The sequence below is a fragment of the Antrihabitans stalactiti genome, assembly GCF_012932915.1.
GTDB classification, from domain to species: Bacteria; Actinomycetota; Actinomycetes; order Mycobacteriales; family Mycobacteriaceae; genus Antrihabitans; species Antrihabitans stalactiti.
The window spans coordinates 212,066-227,590 of sequence record NZ_VCQU01000010.1; the positions used below are offsets into that span (position 1 = coordinate 212,066).

15 protein-coding genes and 1 pseudogene are annotated in these 15,525 nt (G+C 62.1%); 10 read left to right on the plus strand and 6 right to left on the minus strand.

Annotation, left to right across the window (positions count from 1 at the left end; all coding sequences use genetic code 11):
* The first annotated feature begins 468 nt into the window (after positions 1–468).
* From FGL95_RS25485 to FGL95_RS25510, 6 genes and pseudogenes are all read left to right on the plus strand, one after another.
* A complete protein-coding gene (locus tag FGL95_RS25485; protein ID WP_169592562.1) occupies positions 469–1,368 on the plus strand; it encodes an alpha/beta hydrolase in 900 nt (299 codons plus the stop codon).
* A 156-nt stretch (positions 1,369–1,524) separates the two neighbouring features.
* Entirely contained in the window at positions 1,525–2,298 is a 774-nt protein-coding gene (locus tag FGL95_RS25490; RefSeq protein ID WP_169592564.1) for an SDR family oxidoreductase, read from the plus strand.
* Between the two features lie 120 nt (positions 2,299–2,418).
* Positions 2,419–2,946, plus strand: a complete 528-nt coding sequence (locus tag FGL95_RS25495) for a tautomerase family protein (RefSeq protein WP_240963289.1) — start codon at positions 2,419–2,421, stop codon at positions 2,944–2,946.
* 79 nt (positions 2,947–3,025) lie between these two features.
* Positions 3,026–3,599 (plus strand): annotated as a pseudogene (locus FGL95_RS32495) (MBL fold metallo-hydrolase); the annotation flags it as partial.
* Positions 3,600–4,034: 435 nt separating this feature from the next.
* Positions 4,035–5,477 carry a wax ester/triacylglycerol synthase family O-acyltransferase gene (locus FGL95_RS25505; RefSeq protein WP_169592713.1) on the plus strand — a complete coding sequence of 481 codons (1,443 nt, stop codon included), beginning with the start codon at positions 4,035–4,037 and terminating at the stop codon, positions 5,475–5,477.
* A gap of 2 nt (positions 5,478–5,479) precedes the next feature.
* A complete protein-coding gene (locus tag FGL95_RS25510; protein ID WP_169592567.1) occupies positions 5,480–6,241 on the plus strand; it encodes a glucose 1-dehydrogenase in 762 nt (253 codons plus the stop codon).
* Positions 6,242–6,290: 49 nt separating this feature from the next.
* On the opposite strand, the gene FGL95_RS25515 is transcribed toward FGL95_RS25510, so the two are convergent.
* Entirely contained in the window at positions 6,291–6,686 is a 396-nt protein-coding gene (locus FGL95_RS25515; protein ID WP_169592084.1) for a hypothetical protein, read from the minus strand.
* Here FGL95_RS25515 and FGL95_RS33020 point away from each other — a divergent pair.
* Positions 6,641–6,748 (plus strand): enoyl-CoA hydratase-related protein, encoded by a 108-nt coding sequence (locus tag FGL95_RS33020; protein ID WP_169592569.1) that lies wholly within the window; start codon positions 6,641–6,643, stop codon positions 6,746–6,748. The two genes, FGL95_RS25515 and FGL95_RS33020, sit on opposite strands and share 46 nt — an antisense overlap.
* A gap of 229 nt (positions 6,749–6,977) precedes the next feature.
* On the opposite strand, the gene FGL95_RS25525 is transcribed toward FGL95_RS33020, so the two are convergent.
* Genes FGL95_RS25525 through FGL95_RS25540 form a run of 4 tightly spaced genes read right to left on the minus strand, consistent with a single transcriptional unit; the run spans position 6,978 to position 11,554 of the window.
* The gene (locus FGL95_RS25525; RefSeq protein WP_169592572.1) at positions 6,978–7,739 is read right to left on the minus strand and encodes an SDR family NAD(P)-dependent oxidoreductase; all 762 of its coding nucleotides are present in this window, start codon (positions 7,737–7,739) and stop codon (positions 6,978–6,980) included.
* Positions 7,740–7,754: 15 nt separating this feature from the next.
* Positions 7,755–9,551, minus strand: coding sequence for an acyl-CoA dehydrogenase (locus FGL95_RS25530; RefSeq protein WP_169592574.1), 1,797 nt, complete (start codon positions 9,549–9,551; stop codon positions 7,755–7,757).
* A gap of 32 nt (positions 9,552–9,583) precedes the next feature.
* The gene (locus FGL95_RS25535) at positions 9,584–10,315 is read right to left on the minus strand and encodes an SDR family NAD(P)-dependent oxidoreductase (RefSeq protein ID WP_169592576.1); all 732 of its coding nucleotides are present in this window, start codon (positions 10,313–10,315) and stop codon (positions 9,584–9,586) included.
* Positions 10,316–10,336: 21 nt separating this feature from the next.
* The gene (locus FGL95_RS25540; RefSeq protein ID WP_169592578.1) at positions 10,337–11,554 is read right to left on the minus strand and encodes an acetyl-CoA C-acetyltransferase; all 1,218 of its coding nucleotides are present in this window, start codon (positions 11,552–11,554) and stop codon (positions 10,337–10,339) included.
* Between the two features lie 164 nt (positions 11,555–11,718).
* Here FGL95_RS25540 and FGL95_RS25545 point away from each other — a divergent pair, with 164 nt between their 5' ends.
* The 3 genes from FGL95_RS25545 (at position 11,719) to FGL95_RS25555 (ending at position 14,435) form a co-directional block, all read left to right on the plus strand.
* Entirely contained in the window at positions 11,719–12,339 is a 621-nt protein-coding gene (locus FGL95_RS25545) for a TetR/AcrR family transcriptional regulator (RefSeq protein WP_169592716.1), read from the plus strand.
* 248 nt (positions 12,340–12,587) lie between these two features.
* The gene (locus tag FGL95_RS25550; RefSeq protein WP_169592581.1) at positions 12,588–13,487 is read left to right on the plus strand and encodes an alpha/beta hydrolase; all 900 of its coding nucleotides are present in this window, start codon (positions 12,588–12,590) and stop codon (positions 13,485–13,487) included.
* 432 nt (positions 13,488–13,919) lie between these two features.
* Positions 13,920–14,435: a tautomerase family protein gene (locus FGL95_RS25555; RefSeq protein ID WP_169592583.1), complete on the plus strand. Its 516-nt coding sequence runs from the start codon at positions 13,920–13,922 to the stop codon at positions 14,433–14,435.
* A 224-nt stretch (positions 14,436–14,659) separates the two neighbouring features.
* Here the strand turns inward: FGL95_RS25555 and FGL95_RS25560 are convergent, their stop codons facing one another.
* A complete protein-coding gene (locus FGL95_RS25560) occupies positions 14,660–15,511 on the minus strand; it encodes an alpha/beta fold hydrolase (protein ID WP_169592586.1) in 852 nt (283 codons plus the stop codon).
* Between the last annotated feature and the right edge of the window lie 14 nt (positions 15,512–15,525).

Genomic DNA, 15,525 nt, shown 5'->3' on the forward strand with positions numbered 1-15,525 from the left:
TTGGTCAGTGCCGTAACGCCTCACCATCTAACTATTTGTCGGTGCGTGCAGGGTTCGCCGCATCCGAGGTGCAGTTGTCGGGTCCGTTCAGTGTGCGACCTCGACGTCCGGGTCGCAGGTGGTCGTACAGAGATCTCGTCGACTTCAACCGGGGTTCGACCGCAGCCATTCGGGCCGACCAGTAGCCACCAAAACTGAACTCGATCGTGCCGATGCGGTCGGCGTCGATGTGCCGGTGGGAATTACGTGACGGCAGGTGAGGAAATTACGTGACGGACAACCCCTGAAAGCTGAGGAATTACCTGACTGCTGACAGGTTGCGCATCCCATGGACGCTTTTTCGTCGCCGGGGGAACTGCAAACCGCATGCGGCGGACGTGTACCCGAAGTGGGCATGAGCGTCCCTTAACGAATGTCCTCCACACCACTAGCTTTGGCCCTAGCAGACGAATTACGGAAGGATCGCTAATGCCTCGTGAGGATATTGAATTCTCAGCGGACAATGTCACTTTGCGTGGGTGGTTCTATCCCGCCGAAGGGGTTGATACCCGGGCCCCAGTAATAGTGATGGTTCATGGACTGTCCGCTGTCAAGGAAATGTATCTCGACGAATACGCCGAGTCGTTTTCCCGAGCGGGACTGAATGTTCTGGTTTATGACCACCGAAATTTCGGCGCGAGTGACGGCGCTCCGCGCCAGCACATCGATTCGATTGTCCAGGCCCGCGACCTTCGCCACGCCATCACGTATGCGACTGAGCGCGAAGACGTCGACCCCGACCGCGTCGGCATCTGGGGATCGAGCCATGGCGGCGGCCTGGTGCTGAGCGTGGCTGCGGTCGATCGTCGGGTGCGCGCCGTTGTCGCCCAAGTCCCGTTCATCAGCGGATCTGGCCAGCTGAAGCGGCTCGTTCGTCCCGACTTCCTGCCCACGGTGCGGACCCAACTGGACAGCGAACGACGCAACATCTTCCACGGCGGGGAGCCCACGCTCATGCCGGCCGTCGCCGCCGATCCGCTGGCTCCCGCGCTGATGTCCAGCGCCGAATCCTGGGAGTTCTTCACCACAGCCGCTCAGGACAGGGCTCCATCATGGCGCAACGAGGTGACCCTCAGTTCGTTGGAGCGGATCATAGAGTTCGAGCCAGGCGATGGAATCCATCGAATCTCACCGTCCCCGTTGCTGATGATCGTGGCTGACCAAGACATCAGTGCCTATGCAGAACTCGCGTTCGAGGCCTACGAACGGGCGCTGCAGCCCAAGCAGTTGGTCGCGCTGTCTTGTGGCCACTTCGACGTCTACACCGGCTCGGCGTTCGAGACGTCGTCAAAGGCTGCTCGCGAGCACTTCGTCCGCGCCCTGGCGTAGCCACCGCCGCTGCCTCGGGTCCGAAGCACGCGGACTCGGCCGGGGCGGAAGCCAATCATCAACTGCGCCAAACCAAACATCATCCAAACATTCAGGTCGGTGCACCGGATTTGACAACAACGGGCACCACATCGTCGAACAGAAAGGGGAGTTGCCATGTCCGCAACCCTTGAAGATAAAGTCGTGATCGTCACTGGATCGGGCGGCGGAATCGGCGCTGTGATCGCCGCCCGGTTCGCGAAGGAAGGCGCTCGCGTTATCGTCTCCGACCGAGACCGCGGAGCCGCGGAGGCAGTTGCTTCCCGCATCTCCGGTGCGATCGCAATCCCGGCTGACGTGACCTCCGAGCAGGACGTTTCTGCGCTGATAGAACGCACTCTCGAAGCGCACAGCGCGTTGCATCACGTGGTCGCCAACGCTGGAGTAATCCGCGCATCGCATCCCATTGCGGAGACGCCGCTTGATGTTTGGCGATCGACCATGTCGGTGAACCTTGACGGTGTCTTCCTGACCATCAAGCACAGCGCGGCGGCAATTGCGAATTCCGGTGGCGGATCGATCCTCACCCTCTCGTCCATCTCGGGGACCGGGGGCACACCTCTCGCAGCGGCTTATGGAGCGTCGAAAGCGGCAGTGCGTAACCTCACCGCAACCGCTGCAGGAGAACTCAGAGCACAGAATGTCCGAGTCAACGCTCTGGTGCCCGGCTATGTCAATACTCCGCTCATTGACTCTGAAGTCCCGGTTTGGGAGTCGACCATGGGTCTCGCCCCTGGCGGTTTCGCTCAGATAATCGACCAGAAGCAGGGACGGTTGATATCCCCAGAGGACATCGCAGATGCGGCTTTGTTCCTCACTTCGGACCAGGCTTCGATGATCACCGGCAGTTCTTTGACCGTCGACGGCGGTTTCACGAGCCAATTGTTCTGAAAAATACAGTGGGCGAGTTGTGTCGCGGAAATACAACCCGATGTTCGCCCAAATTTAATTCGGTTCGCTGTTGCATCTCTTGAATTAAAACTGCATTGGAAACACATCATCTTCTCGACCTTGAAAGGGAAAACCATGCCACTTTGGGAGTTCTTTGCGCCGGAAGGTGCGTTCAGTGACGAAGACAAGGAAGCGCTCGCCACGACGATCACCGACGCCTATCAATCGGTTCACCTGCCCCGCTTTTACGTAGACGTGATTTATCACGACCTGCCGCCCAAGAACATCTACATGGGGGGAGTAGCGACCGGACAATTCATTCGACTCCGAATCGAACAGATCGCTCGCGAGATGAGCGACACCACTGTAGTGGAAGGCCTGCCGGCTGGGACCTACTCCCGCGAATGGATGCGCGAGTACTGGATGAATCAAATCGACGCCATGCTGATTCCCTATACGAGGGACAGAGGTTACGAATGGGAAGTCCATATCAATCAGACGCCCGTGGACATGTGGACAGTGCAGGGCTTCGTCCCTCCCCCTGGCGAGTCTGATGCCGAACGGCTGTGGCGAGAACTGAATCGACCCGTGGCCTATGAACGCACGCCACCCGCACCACCTGAAATTCTCGTGCACAACGGCCAGTAGTAATTGTGATCGACCTCGGATGGAACAGGTCCGAGGTCTTTCAGACGCCCATTGACCCAACGGTTGGTCAAGTCAATTCGAGCGGTTTCCTGGTGCGAAATGTGTTGCGCTGTCACATGTGATCGAGGCGATAAAGGACACCATGGACATGCAGACCGAGCAGTCGAAGATGATGCTCGGCGACCCGTGCGTAACGGCTGGACCGGTGCCTGAACCGATGGACGGCTACACGCTATTCGTCGACGGTTCGCCACTGAATATCATCGAGGTCAAGCAGGCTGACGTCCATCCACAACCATCGTCCACATACCCGAAATCGGTGTCGTGGTGGCCGGCGACTCCATCTACAACGAATCCACGCGATGCTCGGATTGTCTACGCCGGCAGAGTGGCAGGACTGGCTCGAGACGGTCGACGTCGTGGAGAGCCTCAAGCCTCGGATGATTGTGGCCGGGCACCCCAGGCCCTACGGGGACGACTACGCGACCGAGCGGATGATTGCGCAGACCCGCTCGTACATCAACGATTTCGCGGCCGCATAAGAGGTCGCAAAGGATGCCGACGGGCTGGTCTCCGCCATGACGGCGAAGTATCCGTATCACGGCAACCACCGGACCCTGCAATTCTCAGCGATCGGCGCAATAATGCTGCGCGGGAAATGGTGCGTCAGCGGCGAACATCACGGCGTAGCGCAGTGGGTCGGGCGCACGCCTAGACCAAGCGCATCATTCGGACTGCAACGACGGACGACTCACGCTCGGCTGACCGTCTTGTGCTCGACGAGGCGACGCGCCTGTACGAAACCCGCGACATGCAAACGACGTCGGCCAACTTCTCGATGATCGACTCGTGGCGGGCCAACGGTCTCACACGACCTCGCCGACGCCGGCCACGCTAACGGACATCGACAAGACCAAGGAGCCGTGCGGCCAACCAATGGCTAACTAGAAAGAGCGTGAGCCGACATCGGCCATGCCCGCCGAATAACCGCTGCATCCAACAACGTTCAACAAAACGAGACTTTCCATGGGACTTATCACCCCCGAACTTCCCGCCGTCGGCCCCTCCACCTGGCAGAGCAAAGGACGATAATGTTAATCACTCCCCTCGACGCAGCGTTCCTCATCAGCGAGACACGCGAACACCCAATGCATGTGGGCGCGTTACTTCTATTCGAACAGCCTGACGGGGCAGGTTCGGACTTTGTCGGTGACCTGTACCGGCGCCTGCTCACCTGGGATCGGGTTGGTCCGTTGTTTCGCCGGCGGCCCGCAACACCGGGTCCACTAATAGGCGCGATGCGCTGGTATGACGACCAAGACGTCGATCTGGATTATCACGTGCGGCTTTCCGCGCTACCGCGGCCGGGCAGTACCCGAGAGCTGCTCACTCTCGTCTCGCGGCTCCACGGTACGTTGCTTGATCGGCACCGACCGCTGTGGGAGTTCCATCTCATTGAAGGCCTCGCCGACTCCCGATTCGCGGTTTACTTCAAGGTTCACCATGCGCTGGTGGACGGCGTCAACTCCACCCGTCAGATATCGCAAATGCTCTCCGCTGAACCGACGGCACCGTTACCACCCCCGATCTGGGCCGAACGGAATCCTGCGGGATCACCGTCGTCGATCGCCGTCAAACGGTCAATCGGTCGTCAGCTCGCGAACGCGGTCGGCGAGATACCGAGCGTGCTGCATAGCATCGGTGAAGCCGTTGGACTGACACCGACTCTGGCGCGCCTGCTTGCTGACGGGCTGCGCAGGGATGACACCGCTTTGCCATTCCAGGCTCCTAAATCGATGCTTAACGTGCCGTTGAGCGGAGCGCGACGTTACGCCGCGCAGTCCTGGTCCTTCCAGCGCATGCGCGCGGTCGGGAAGGCGCACGGGGCGACGCTCAACGACGTTCTGCTCGCTATGTGCTCAGGCGCGTTGCGTCGTTACCTGCTTGACGCCGACGCACTTCCAGGGGAATCCTTGGTCGCCGCCATACCAGTCGCGCTGCCGGTGGATCGCGACACTGATGGCGGCAACGCCGTCACGATGGTGCTGTGCAGCTTGGCAACTGACATCGACGATCCGCATGAGCGGCTGCGCCGGATTCACACGTCGATGCTGGCCGCCAAGAACGTGATGGCCGGCCGCAGCGCGCTGCAGATCTCCCTGTTTGGGCTTGCCACTGCGACTGGGCCTACGGCAGCAAATCTCCTGCCGGGCTTTGCCGGTCGCGCGCGGCCAGCGTTCAACCTTGTCATCTCCAATGTCCCGGGACCGCGCAGCACCCTGTATTGGAACGGAGCCCGCGCAGTCGGGTGGTATCCGGTATCGATACCGACAGAGGGTAATGCGGTCAACATCACTGTCGTCAGCTATGCCGACAATATCGAATTCGGGTTGATCGGCTGCCGACGCAGCATCCCTCATCTGCAACGGCTTCTCGACGATCTCGAACACAGCCTCCGTGAACTCGAATCTGCTCCGCCGTCGAGTCAGCAGGGCAGAAGACCAGCGACCGCAACTCGAAGGGATGTGTGACCGTGGCGATTCTCGACAGGTTCAGGCTTGATGATCGTGTTGCGGTGGTGACGGGCGCGTCGGCAGGACTCGGTGTGGCGTTTGCCCGCGCATTCGCCGAGGCAGGCGCCGATGTGGTGCTTGCGGCCCGACGGCCGGACCGACTGCAGCAGACGGCGGCGATTGTGCGGGCTGCCGGCCGCTCCGCGCTATGCGTGCCGACCGACATCGCCGATCCCGCTCAGGTGCAGCACATGGTCGAGGCTGCGATGACGCAGTTCGGCAAGATCGATACCCTGATCAACAATGCCGGCGTCGCATCCGCAATTCCTGCCACTCGCGAAGCACCTGAGCAGTTCCGCCAGGTGATCGACGTCAACTTAAACGGCGCGTATTGGGCCGCGCAGGCCTGCGCCAGGGTGATGCGGCCGGGCAGCACCATCGTCAACATCTCAAGCGCCCTCGGGCTGACCACTGCGAACCTCCCGCAGGCCGCCTATTCGGCAAGCAAGGCCGGGCTGATCGGTTTGACCCGCGACCTCGCGCAGCAGTGGGGAACTCGCAAAGGCATTCGGGTCAATGCCCTTGCGCCCGGGTTCTTCGAATCGGAGATGACGGACGAATATCCGGACGGCTATCTCGACCGCATGACGCCACGCATGGTGCTGGGACGGATCGGTAATCCGGATGAGCTCGCGGCCAGCGCAATCTGGCTCGCTTCGGATGCCTCTGGATATGTGACCGGACAGACGGTCGCCGTCGACGGCGGAATCACGATCACTTAGCCGAACGGATGGTGAGGCCGCTGCAACGCAGAGAAGCGGTGGGCCGTGATTACGCACGCATCAAGGACGGGCTCACCGCCAACGAGCCCCGAACAGCTGCCCGTCGAGGACACCCGTGCCGTGCCGCCACGAGATGGACGGACAGGCCGCGCATCTGATCATGCAGATCCGCCCGCACAACTTCCTGGGCCTCGCGCTGATGGAGAGCCTCTTTGAAGGAATCCGATGGGCGCAGGCGCACGAGGCTCGCGCAGCGGTGCTGCGCAGCGCGCTGCGCCACTTCTGTGCCTGCGCTGATGTTGAGCTTGTTCGCGACCGCATAAGACGGGGTCGCCCCGACGAAGACGTCACGGTGCTCCTGCGGGCGTTCGAGGAGCTGCCCCTTCGGTCCTCGCGTCGGTGCACGGTGTATGCGTCGGCGGCGGCCTGGAGGTCGCGCTGGCATGCGACCTGATCATCGCCGCGGAGTCGGCCAAGATCGGCGTCGTTGAGGCGACGATCGGATGAATCCGTTGATGGGCGCCATGCAGCGGGTCACGCAGCGCGCCGGCGCCGCGCGAGCCAAGGAGGCCGTCGTGGTGCCCTGACGACGACCGCATCTCTAGTTCGTCCGGTGGCCGCCGGCTCGGTCGTGTGCTCGCGAGTTTGTCGCTGGTACAGGCGGGCACTCCAACCATGTCGAAGCTAGATTTCGCGAGGAGTGAAGAGCTCGGCGGTGCGGCGGTCGGCGGAATTATCAAGTGATGGTGACGCCGCCGTCGACCGCGACAGTCTGTCCAGTGACGTAGCCCGCGGCGTCGGACACGAGCCAGACGAGGGTGGCGGCGAGCTCGGCGGGATCGCCTGTGCGCCCGAGCACCATCCGCGAGGCCAATCCCTCGAGGTAGCCGTCGTGATACTGGTCGGTCATCTCGGAGGCGAAGAAGCCCGGGGCGAGTGCGTTGACGCGAATTCCCTTGCGGATTCCCCACTGTTGGGCGAGATCTCGGGTCAAACCCCCGATGCCGGCCTTACTGGCACTGTATGCGGCCTGCGGCAGACCGGCGGTGGTGATCCCGAGGACACTGGAAATGTTGACGATGGAACTGCCAGGTTGCATGACCTTCCCGCACGCTTGGGCGGTCCAGTAGGAGCCGGACAGGTTGATGTCCAGCACCGAACGAAACTGGTCCGGGGTTTCGCGGGTGGCAGGGTGGGCAGTGGCGACGCCGGCGTTGTTGACGAGAATATCGACACGGCCGAACTCGGTCATTGTCGCGTCGACGAGAGCGGTGCACTGATCCGGATCAGCGATGTCGGTGGACACGGGCAGTGCCCGCCGGCCGGTGGCGCGGACAAGTGCGGCTGTGTCGCCGAGTTTGTCGACGCGACGAGCCGCGAGGACGACGTCCGCGCCGGCCTCGGCGAGGGCCTGAGCGAAGGCCACACCGAGCCCGGACGAGGCGCCGGTGACAATGGCGACGCGGCCGTCGAGACGAAATTTGTCGAGCACACTCATGTGATGCCTCCTGGGTCAGAACCAGCTGGGGTTGATGTCGAGAGTGGTCCGGTCTCCGCTGGCCAACAGATTGAGTTGCGGGCCGACCTTGGGTAGCTCGTGGGTGTAGAAGTAGCGGGCTGCCATGCGTTTTCCGTCGTAGAAGTCACCACGCTTACCTTCGGTGGCGATGAGCTGCTCGAGCCACATCCACGCGAGAACCGTGTGCCCGAACGCTTCCAAATAGACCGACGCGTTCGCCAGCGCCGCCGCCGCGTCATCGGCCGCCCACAAGCAGGCGGTAACGTCGACGATCCGGCTCCAGACGGTGTCTAGGGCGTCGGCGTAACCGGTGGCATCGCCACCGAGAGACCGCCCCCGCGCGATTGTCGCGGCAATCTTCGATCCGAGTAACTGCAGCCCGGCACCGTTGTGCATGGTGACCTTACGGCCAAGTAGATCGAGCGCCTGGATCCCGTGCGTGCCCTCGTGGATCGGATTCAATCGGTTGTCGCGGTAGTGCTGTTCGACGTCGTAGTCGCGGGTATAGCCGTAACCGCCGTGCACCTGGATCGCGAGGTTGTTCGCCTCGAGACACCACTGCGATGGCCAGCTTTTCGCGATTGGGGTCAGCACGTCGAGAAGCAACATCGCCTGGTCGCGGGTGGCCGTATCTTCTGCGGTTTCCTGCTCGTCCATCAAGCGAGCGCAGTACAAGCCCAAGGAAAGGGCGCCTTCGACATAGGACTTCTGCGCCAACAGCATTCGGCGGACGTCGGGATGGTCGATGATCGGAATCGGTTGGGCGGCAGGGTCATTGACGCCAAGTGGGCGGCCCTGCGTCCGCACCATTGCGTATTCGAGTGATTTGCGGTAGCCCACGTAACCAAGGGCGATTGCGAGGAACCCGACGCCGATCCGGGCTTCGTTCATCATGCGGAACATGTAGAACAGGCCGCGGTGTTCTTCACCGACCAGGAAACCGACAGCACCCGATTTCCCACCGGGGGTGTGGGTGCCGTCGCCGAAAGCGAGCAGGGTGTTGGTGGTGCCGCGGTTGCCCATCTTGTGGTTGAGCCCTGCCAGGGTCACATCGTTACGGTCGCCGAGTCCGCCGTCAGCGGCGGGCAGCACCTTCGGAACGATGAACAGCGAGATGCCCTTGACGCCGGGGCCGCCGCCGGCGGACTTGGCCAGGACCAGATGCACAATATTCTCGGTGAGCTCATGGTCACCGCCGGAAATCCACATCTTGGTTCCGGTAACCCGGTAGCTGCCATCGTCCTGACGCACCGCGCGGGTGGTGATGTCCGCCAACGACGATCCGGCCTGCGGCTCGGACAGGCACATGGTGCCGAACCAGCGGCCCTCGATCATCGGACGGACATAGTCGTCGATCTGCTGCTCTGTGCCGTACTCGGCGAGCAAATTCGCGTTGGCGATCGTCAGGAACGGATAGGACGAGGTGCTGGCGTTGGCCGCCTGAAACCAGGCCATCGCCGCCCGCGCCACCGTCGTGGGCAGCTGCATCCCGCCGACGCTCTCGTCGAATGATCCCGCGATCAAACCGGCAGCCGCGTAAGCGTCGAGCGCCGTTTTGACCTGCGGGATCATCTCGACCGTGCCGTCCGCGCGCATGGTCGGCTCGTTCGCGTCGGCCGTCTTGTTGTGGGGGGCGAAATGCTTGTGCGCAAGGTCCGCGCTGAGGTCGAGGACTGCGTCGAACGTGTCCTTCGAGTGTTCGGCGAATCGTTTCCGCGCGGTCAATGCGACCACGTCGAGCCACTCGTACAGCAGGAAATCGAGATCGCGGCGAGAAAGTACATCAGTCATGAGGATCGGTTCCGTTCAGAAGGTGGGTTCGCTCAGATGGAGATGCCGCCGTCGACCGGGAGGACTACTCCGGTGACGTAGCCGGCTTCCTCGGACGCAAGGAAGCAGACGGCGTCGGCCATCTCGCCGGGATCAGCGAACCGTGAGATCGGACCGGTGACTTCGGCGATCTTCTCCTTCGGGATGGAGGCGGTCATCCGGGTCGCGGCGTTCGGGGAGATCGCATTCACGGTGACCCCAAAGGCGGCGAGTTCCTTCGCTGCGGTCTTGGTGAATCCGATGATCCCGGCCTTAGCGGTGGCGTAGTTGGCCTGGCCGCGATTGCCGTGCAGGCCGGTGTAGGAGGTGATGTTGACGACCCGCCCGAATTCCTGGCTCCGGAAGTGCGGCACACATGCCCGAGTGAACCGAAATGTGCCGCCCGCGTGAACATTCAGGACCTGGTCCCAGTCCTCGTCGGTCAGCTTCCACAGCACCTTGTCGCGCAGGATCCCGGCATTGTTGATCAGAATGTCCACCCGCGCGGTCTCGGCGATCACGGTGGAGACAACGTTCTCGACGTCACCGGTGTCGCTGACGTCGGCGGGGATGCCGACGGCGCCGACCTCGCGGGCGGCCTTGTCGAGCTCGTCCTTGTCGAAGTCCACCATGAACACTGTCGCCTTGGCCTCGGCGAAGTGGCGGGCGAGGGCCAGGCCGATGCCGCGGGCGGCGCCGGTGACGATGACCGATTTGCCGGTGAAGTCGTAGGTGATGTTGCCCATTGGGGTTTCCTGTCGGTCTTGTCAGCTGAGGCGTTCGAGGACCATGGCCATGCCCATACCGCCTCCGACACACATGGTTTCGAGGCCGAACTGCTTGTCGTGGGTGGTCAGGTTGTTGAGCAGCGTGGCGGTGATGCGGGCACCGGTCATGCCGAACGGGTGACCGAGAGCGATGGCGCCACCGGAGACATTCAGCGTGTCCTCGTCGATCCCGAGCTCCCGCGCTGCGCCGAGCACCTGGACTGCGAACGCCTCGTTGATCTCGAACAAGTCGATGTCACCGATACCCAGGCCGGCGATCGCCAGAGCTCGTGTCGTGGCCTCGATCGGACCGAGTCCCATGATCTCCGGCGACAGACCGGACACCCCGGTGGACACGATCCGGGCGAGCGGGGTCAACCCCAGTTCCTTGGCCTTGGCGTCGGACATAATCACCAGTGCGGCGGCACCGTCGTTGAGCGGGCACGCGTTACCGGCGGTGACGGTGCCGTCCGGGCGGAACACCGGCTTCAGCTGGCTGACCGCCTCGTAGGTGGTGCCGGCGCGGGGGCCGTCGTCGGTGGACACGACTGTCCCGTCGGGCAGGGTGACCGGGGTGATTTCCCGGGCGAAGAAGCCGCTGTTGATGGCCTTCTCGGCCCGGTTCTGCGAGCGGACCGCCCACCGGTCCTGCTCTTCCCGCGTGATGCCGGTGATCTGGGCGACGTTCTCGGCGGTCTGGCCCATCGCGATGTAGGTGTCGGGCATTTGGCCGTCCTCGCGCGGATCAACCCACTGCTGGCCACCCTGCGCGAGCTTCTCGGTGCGGGCCTGCGCGTCCGCGTAGAGCGGGTTCTGGGTGTCGGGCAGTGAGTCGGAGCTGCCCTTGACGAACCGGGACACCGTCTCCACACCGGCGGAGATGAAGACGTCACCCTCGCCGGCCTTGATTGCATGCAGCGCCATCCGGGTGGTCTGCAGCGACGATGAGCAGTACCGGGTGATGGTGGTGCCTGGGATGAAGTCATAGCCCAGCTGAACGGCCACGTTGCGGCCCATATTGAAGCCCTGCTCACCGCCCGGAAGTCCGCAGCCCAGGATCAGGTCGTTGATGTCGGTCGGGTCGAGGGCGGGCACCTTGTCGAGGGCCGCCTGCACCATCTGCGCGGCGAGGTCGTCCGGGCGCAACTGTCTGAGAGACCCTTTCACGGCGCGACCGATCGGCGAACGGGCGACTGAAACGATGACGGCTTGGGGCATAGGTCGACTCCTGTTAGGCCGGTCTTGCAGTCGCGCGACGGATGGGTTCAGCGCTGTGCGTGACGGCGATGGAAAATATGCGAACGCATATTTACTATGCGTACGCATAGTTCTACGGTAGGGTGGCCTGCATGTCAACCCCACCTGGACGCGATGTCACCGGTATGCCGAGCACGCCCGTGCGCGATTTCGTCAGCGGTGCGGGAACGTCCAAGGCTGCCGCGCGCATCCTGGCTGCAGCGATCGATCTTTTCGCCGCCAAGGGATACGGGACGACAACCACACGGGAGATCGCGGCAAGCTTGGATCTAAGTCCAGGAGCGGTGTACCCCCACTACAAGACCAAGGAATCGTTGCTGTTCGCCATCAGTTTGGAAGGCCATCGGGCAGCGTTGGAGGTCGTGAGGCAGGCGAATGCGCCTACCGATTCGGCCACTGCCAGATTGAGTTCGACCGTCGCCGCCTATGTAAGGTGGCACGCTGAGAATCATGCCCTCGCGAGAGTCGTGCAATATGAACTGAGATCACTCGCGCCTGAACATTTCAAAGAGGTTGCCGACGTCAGACGCGCAACTTCCGGTGAATTCGCTGACATCATCAAAGCTGGCGAGCTGAGCGGTGAATTTCAGGCGACGGACAAAGACGCTGCGGTGCTCGCGATTACTTCATTGGGTGTGGATGTCAGCCGTTGGTTTCCCTCCAACGCATACTCGCATGCGGGCCTACTCGCTCAGCGCTACGCAGAAATATCCCTCCGCATTGTGGGCGCAACCCCTACGGCGTAGATCAAATAAGGCGTGCTGCGAAGGTTTTCGAAATGGGGAAACCACCTGACTTGATCCGTGGTGGGGAATTGTGCGTCGGCTGACGGGTTGAGCACCCGCGAACCGGATGTCGTTGGTTTTTGTTCCCCGAGGGAACGGCAAACCGCATGCGGCGGACGTGTACCCGAAGTGGGCATGAGCGTCCCTTAACGAATGTCCTCCACACCACTAGCTTTAGCCCTAGCAGACGAATTACGGAAGGATCGCTAATGCCTCGTGAGGATATTGAATTCTCAGCGGACAATGTCACTTTGCGTGGGTGGTTCTATCCCGCCGAAGGGGTTGATACCCGGGCCCCAGTAATAGTGATGGTTCATGGACTGTCCGCTGTCAAGGAAATGTATCTCGACGAATACGCCGAGTCGTTTTCCCGAGCGGGACTGAATGTTCTGGTTTATGACCACCGAAATTTCGGCGCGAGTGACGGCGCTCCGCGCCAGCACATCGATTCGATTGTCCAGGCCCGCGACCTTCGCCACGCCATCACGTATGCGACTGAGCGCGAAGACGTCGACCCCGACCGTGTCGGCATCTGGGGATCGAGCCATGGCGGCGGCCTGGTGCTGAGCGTGGCTGCGGTCGATCGTCGGGTGCGCGCCGTTGTCGCCCAGGTCCCGTTCATCAGCGGATCTGGCCAGCTGAAGCGGCTCGTTCGTCCCGACTTCCTGCCAACGGTGCGGACCCAGCTGGACAGCGAACGACGCAACATCTTCCACGGCGGGGAGCCCACGCTCATGCCGGCCGTCGCCGCCGATCCGCTGGCTCCCGCGCTGATGTCCAGCGCCGAATCCTGGGAGTTCTTCACCACAGCCGCTCAGGACAGGGCTCCATCATGGCGCAACGAGGTGACCCTCAGTTCGTTGGAGCGGATCATAGAGTTCGAGCCAGGCGATGGAATCCATCGAATCTCACCGTCCCCGTTGCTGATGATCGTGGCTGACCAAGACATCAGTGCCTATGCAGAACTCGCGTTCGAGGCCTACGAACGGGCGCTGGAGCCCAAGCAGTTGGTCGTGTTGTCTTGTGGCCACTTCGACGTCTACACCGGCTCGGCATTCGAGACGTCGTCAAAGGCTGCTCGCGAGCACTTCGTCCGCGCCCTGGCGTAGCCACCTTCCGCTGCCACGGGCGCGAACGCCCAGCCGGACCATCACCACACCGAAACAATCGCCATTGCGGCAAAAAGTCCTGCCGCACTGATCAATCAGTAGGAGCTACAAATGCCGGACTAGAAGATCGTCACAGCCGAGAACGCCTTCGCCCCCTCGGGGACAGGGAGCAGTCCGGCCACCAAACACACGAAGCGGGACGCGTTCGAGCAAGGGCCTCGTGCTCTGCTCAGATAATCGACTGGCAGTCCTTGACCGTCGACGGCGGTTCCGCGAGCCGATTATTTGAAAACACTAATTGGGTGAGTTGTCTCGCGGAAGAGCAACGGGATGGTCGCCATCATTCAATGCGGTTTGCTATTACATCTCTCAAATTCAAAGTGAGATGCATCAAGAAAAGACATCATCGTCTCGATCTGGAAAGGGAAAAAAATGCCACTATGGGAATTCTTTGCGCCGGAAGGTGCGTTCAGTGACGAAGACAAGGAAGCGCTCGCCACGACGATCACCGACGCCTATCAATCGGTTCACTTGCCCCGCTTTTACGTAGACGTGATCTATCACGACCTGCCGGCCAAGAATATCTTCATGGGGGGAGTAGCGACCGGAAAATTCATTCGCCTCCGAATCGAACAGATCGCTCGCGAGATGAGCGACACCACTGTAGTGGAAGGCCTACCGGCTGGGACCTACTCCCGCGAATGGATGCGCGAGTACTGGATGAATCAAATCGACGCCATGCTGATTCCCTATACGAGGGACAGGGGTTACGAATGGGAAGTCCATATCAATCAGACGCCGGTCGACATGTGGACGGTGCAGGGCTTCGTCCCGCCGCCCGGCGAGTCCGATGCCGAACGGCTGTGGCGAGAACTGAATCGACCCGTGGCCTATGAACGCACGCCACCCGCACCACCCGAAATTCTCGTGCTCAACGGCCAGCAGTAAGCGTGATCGACCTCGGATGGAACAGGTCCGAGGTCTTTCATCCGCCCCTTGACCCAACGGTTGGTCAAATCGAAAGTGCGCGTTGGTGACAACGCCATTCGTTGGTCCCGCGGGTTATCTCAGTGCGGCAATTGAGCCGCCCGGTCCCGGGCGCTGCTGAGTTGAGGGAAGCGGGCGTCTGGGTCGGTACAGGTGATCCTGGCAGGAGTCGTTTGCGGTTGATTTCAGTGGCCGGCATGGACCTCGTCGAGGAAGCCGGTGACCACCGCAAGGAACTCCGCGGACCGCTCGAGCATGACCGCGTGACTGGCGCCCGGTCCGGTGAACAATTCGAAGCGGGCACCGGGGATTGCATTCGCGACAGTCTGTCCCTCCGCCGGCGGGGTGAGCAGATCCTTCTCACCGGCGATCACGAGCGTGGGGACTGTGATGGTGCCGAGTCGGTCGAGGGTGTCGTGGGCCAGGTCGGCGTCGAATTGTTCGACGACTGCCGACATCTGGGCGTCGGTCGACGGGAACAGCGGAGCCAGCGCCGCCATCGTCGGAGCGAAGCCAGGGGAATTGACGAATTCTTCGGAGAATGAGATCGCCATTGCGGCTAGTGCCGCTGCCCAGTCTCCTGTCCTCCACGGGTGGGCCAGCGCGGTGATCACAGCCTGCTGGAACGGGGTTGTGCGTCCCCAGGTCGCGGCCAGCACCAGCGAGCGCGCTCGGTCAGGATGGGCGAGGACTAGCTCTTGCGCCACCGCGGTGCCGAGGGACCAACCGAGGATATCGGCGTGCTCGATCGCCAGGGCCTCCAGAAGTGCATCGAGATCATCTGCGAGAGAGCGGACGCTCAGTGTCCCGGCTCCGCGAGTGGAGGCGCCGATACCGCGGTGGTTGTAGAGGATCACGCGGCGAGACGCGCTGAGTGCCGGAACCAGCGGAGCCCACAAGCGGAGATCCTGGGTGGTGCCGCAGACCAGGACCAGCGGATCGCCGGTGCCGATCTCGCCGACTTCGAGTTCGACTCCGCCCCGGATCGGGACGGTACGAATGTCCAGTGCAGATGCTGCGGTCTCGGTTGTCGTCATTTCGTCGCTCCAAG

Coding starts and splice junctions, on each gene's coding strand:
- FGL95_RS25545 (WP_169592716.1), top strand. CDS start 11,719: ATGCCGAGCACGCCCGTGCGCGATTTCGTCAGCGGTGCGGGAACGTCC.
- FGL95_RS25560 (WP_169592586.1), bottom strand. CDS start 15,511: ATGACGACAACCGAGACCGCAGCATCTGCACTGGACATTCGTACCGTC.
- FGL95_RS25515 (WP_169592084.1), bottom strand. CDS start 6,686: ATGCCAGCGCGACCTCCAGGCCGCCGCCGACGCATACACCGTGCACCG.
- FGL95_RS25540 (WP_169592578.1), bottom strand. CDS start 11,554: ATGCCCCAAGCCGTCATCGTTTCAGTCGCCCGTTCGCCGATCGGTCGC.
- FGL95_RS25485 (WP_169592562.1), top strand. CDS start 469: ATGCCTCGTGAGGATATTGAATTCTCAGCGGACAATGTCACTTTGCGT.
- FGL95_RS25490 (WP_169592564.1), top strand. CDS start 1,525: ATGTCCGCAACCCTTGAAGATAAAGTCGTGATCGTCACTGGATCGGGC.
- FGL95_RS25555 (WP_169592583.1), top strand. CDS start 13,920: ATGCCACTATGGGAATTCTTTGCGCCGGAAGGTGCGTTCAGTGACGAA.
- FGL95_RS25530 (WP_169592574.1), bottom strand. CDS start 9,551: ATGACTGATGTACTTTCTCGCCGCGATCTCGATTTCCTGCTGTACGAG.
- FGL95_RS25525 (WP_169592572.1), bottom strand. CDS start 7,739: ATGAGTGTGCTCGACAAATTTCGTCTCGACGGCCGCGTCGCCATTGTC.
- FGL95_RS25550 (WP_169592581.1), top strand. CDS start 12,588: ATGCCTCGTGAGGATATTGAATTCTCAGCGGACAATGTCACTTTGCGT.
- FGL95_RS25535 (WP_169592576.1), bottom strand. CDS start 10,315: ATGGGCAACATCACCTACGACTTCACCGGCAAATCGGTCATCGTCACC.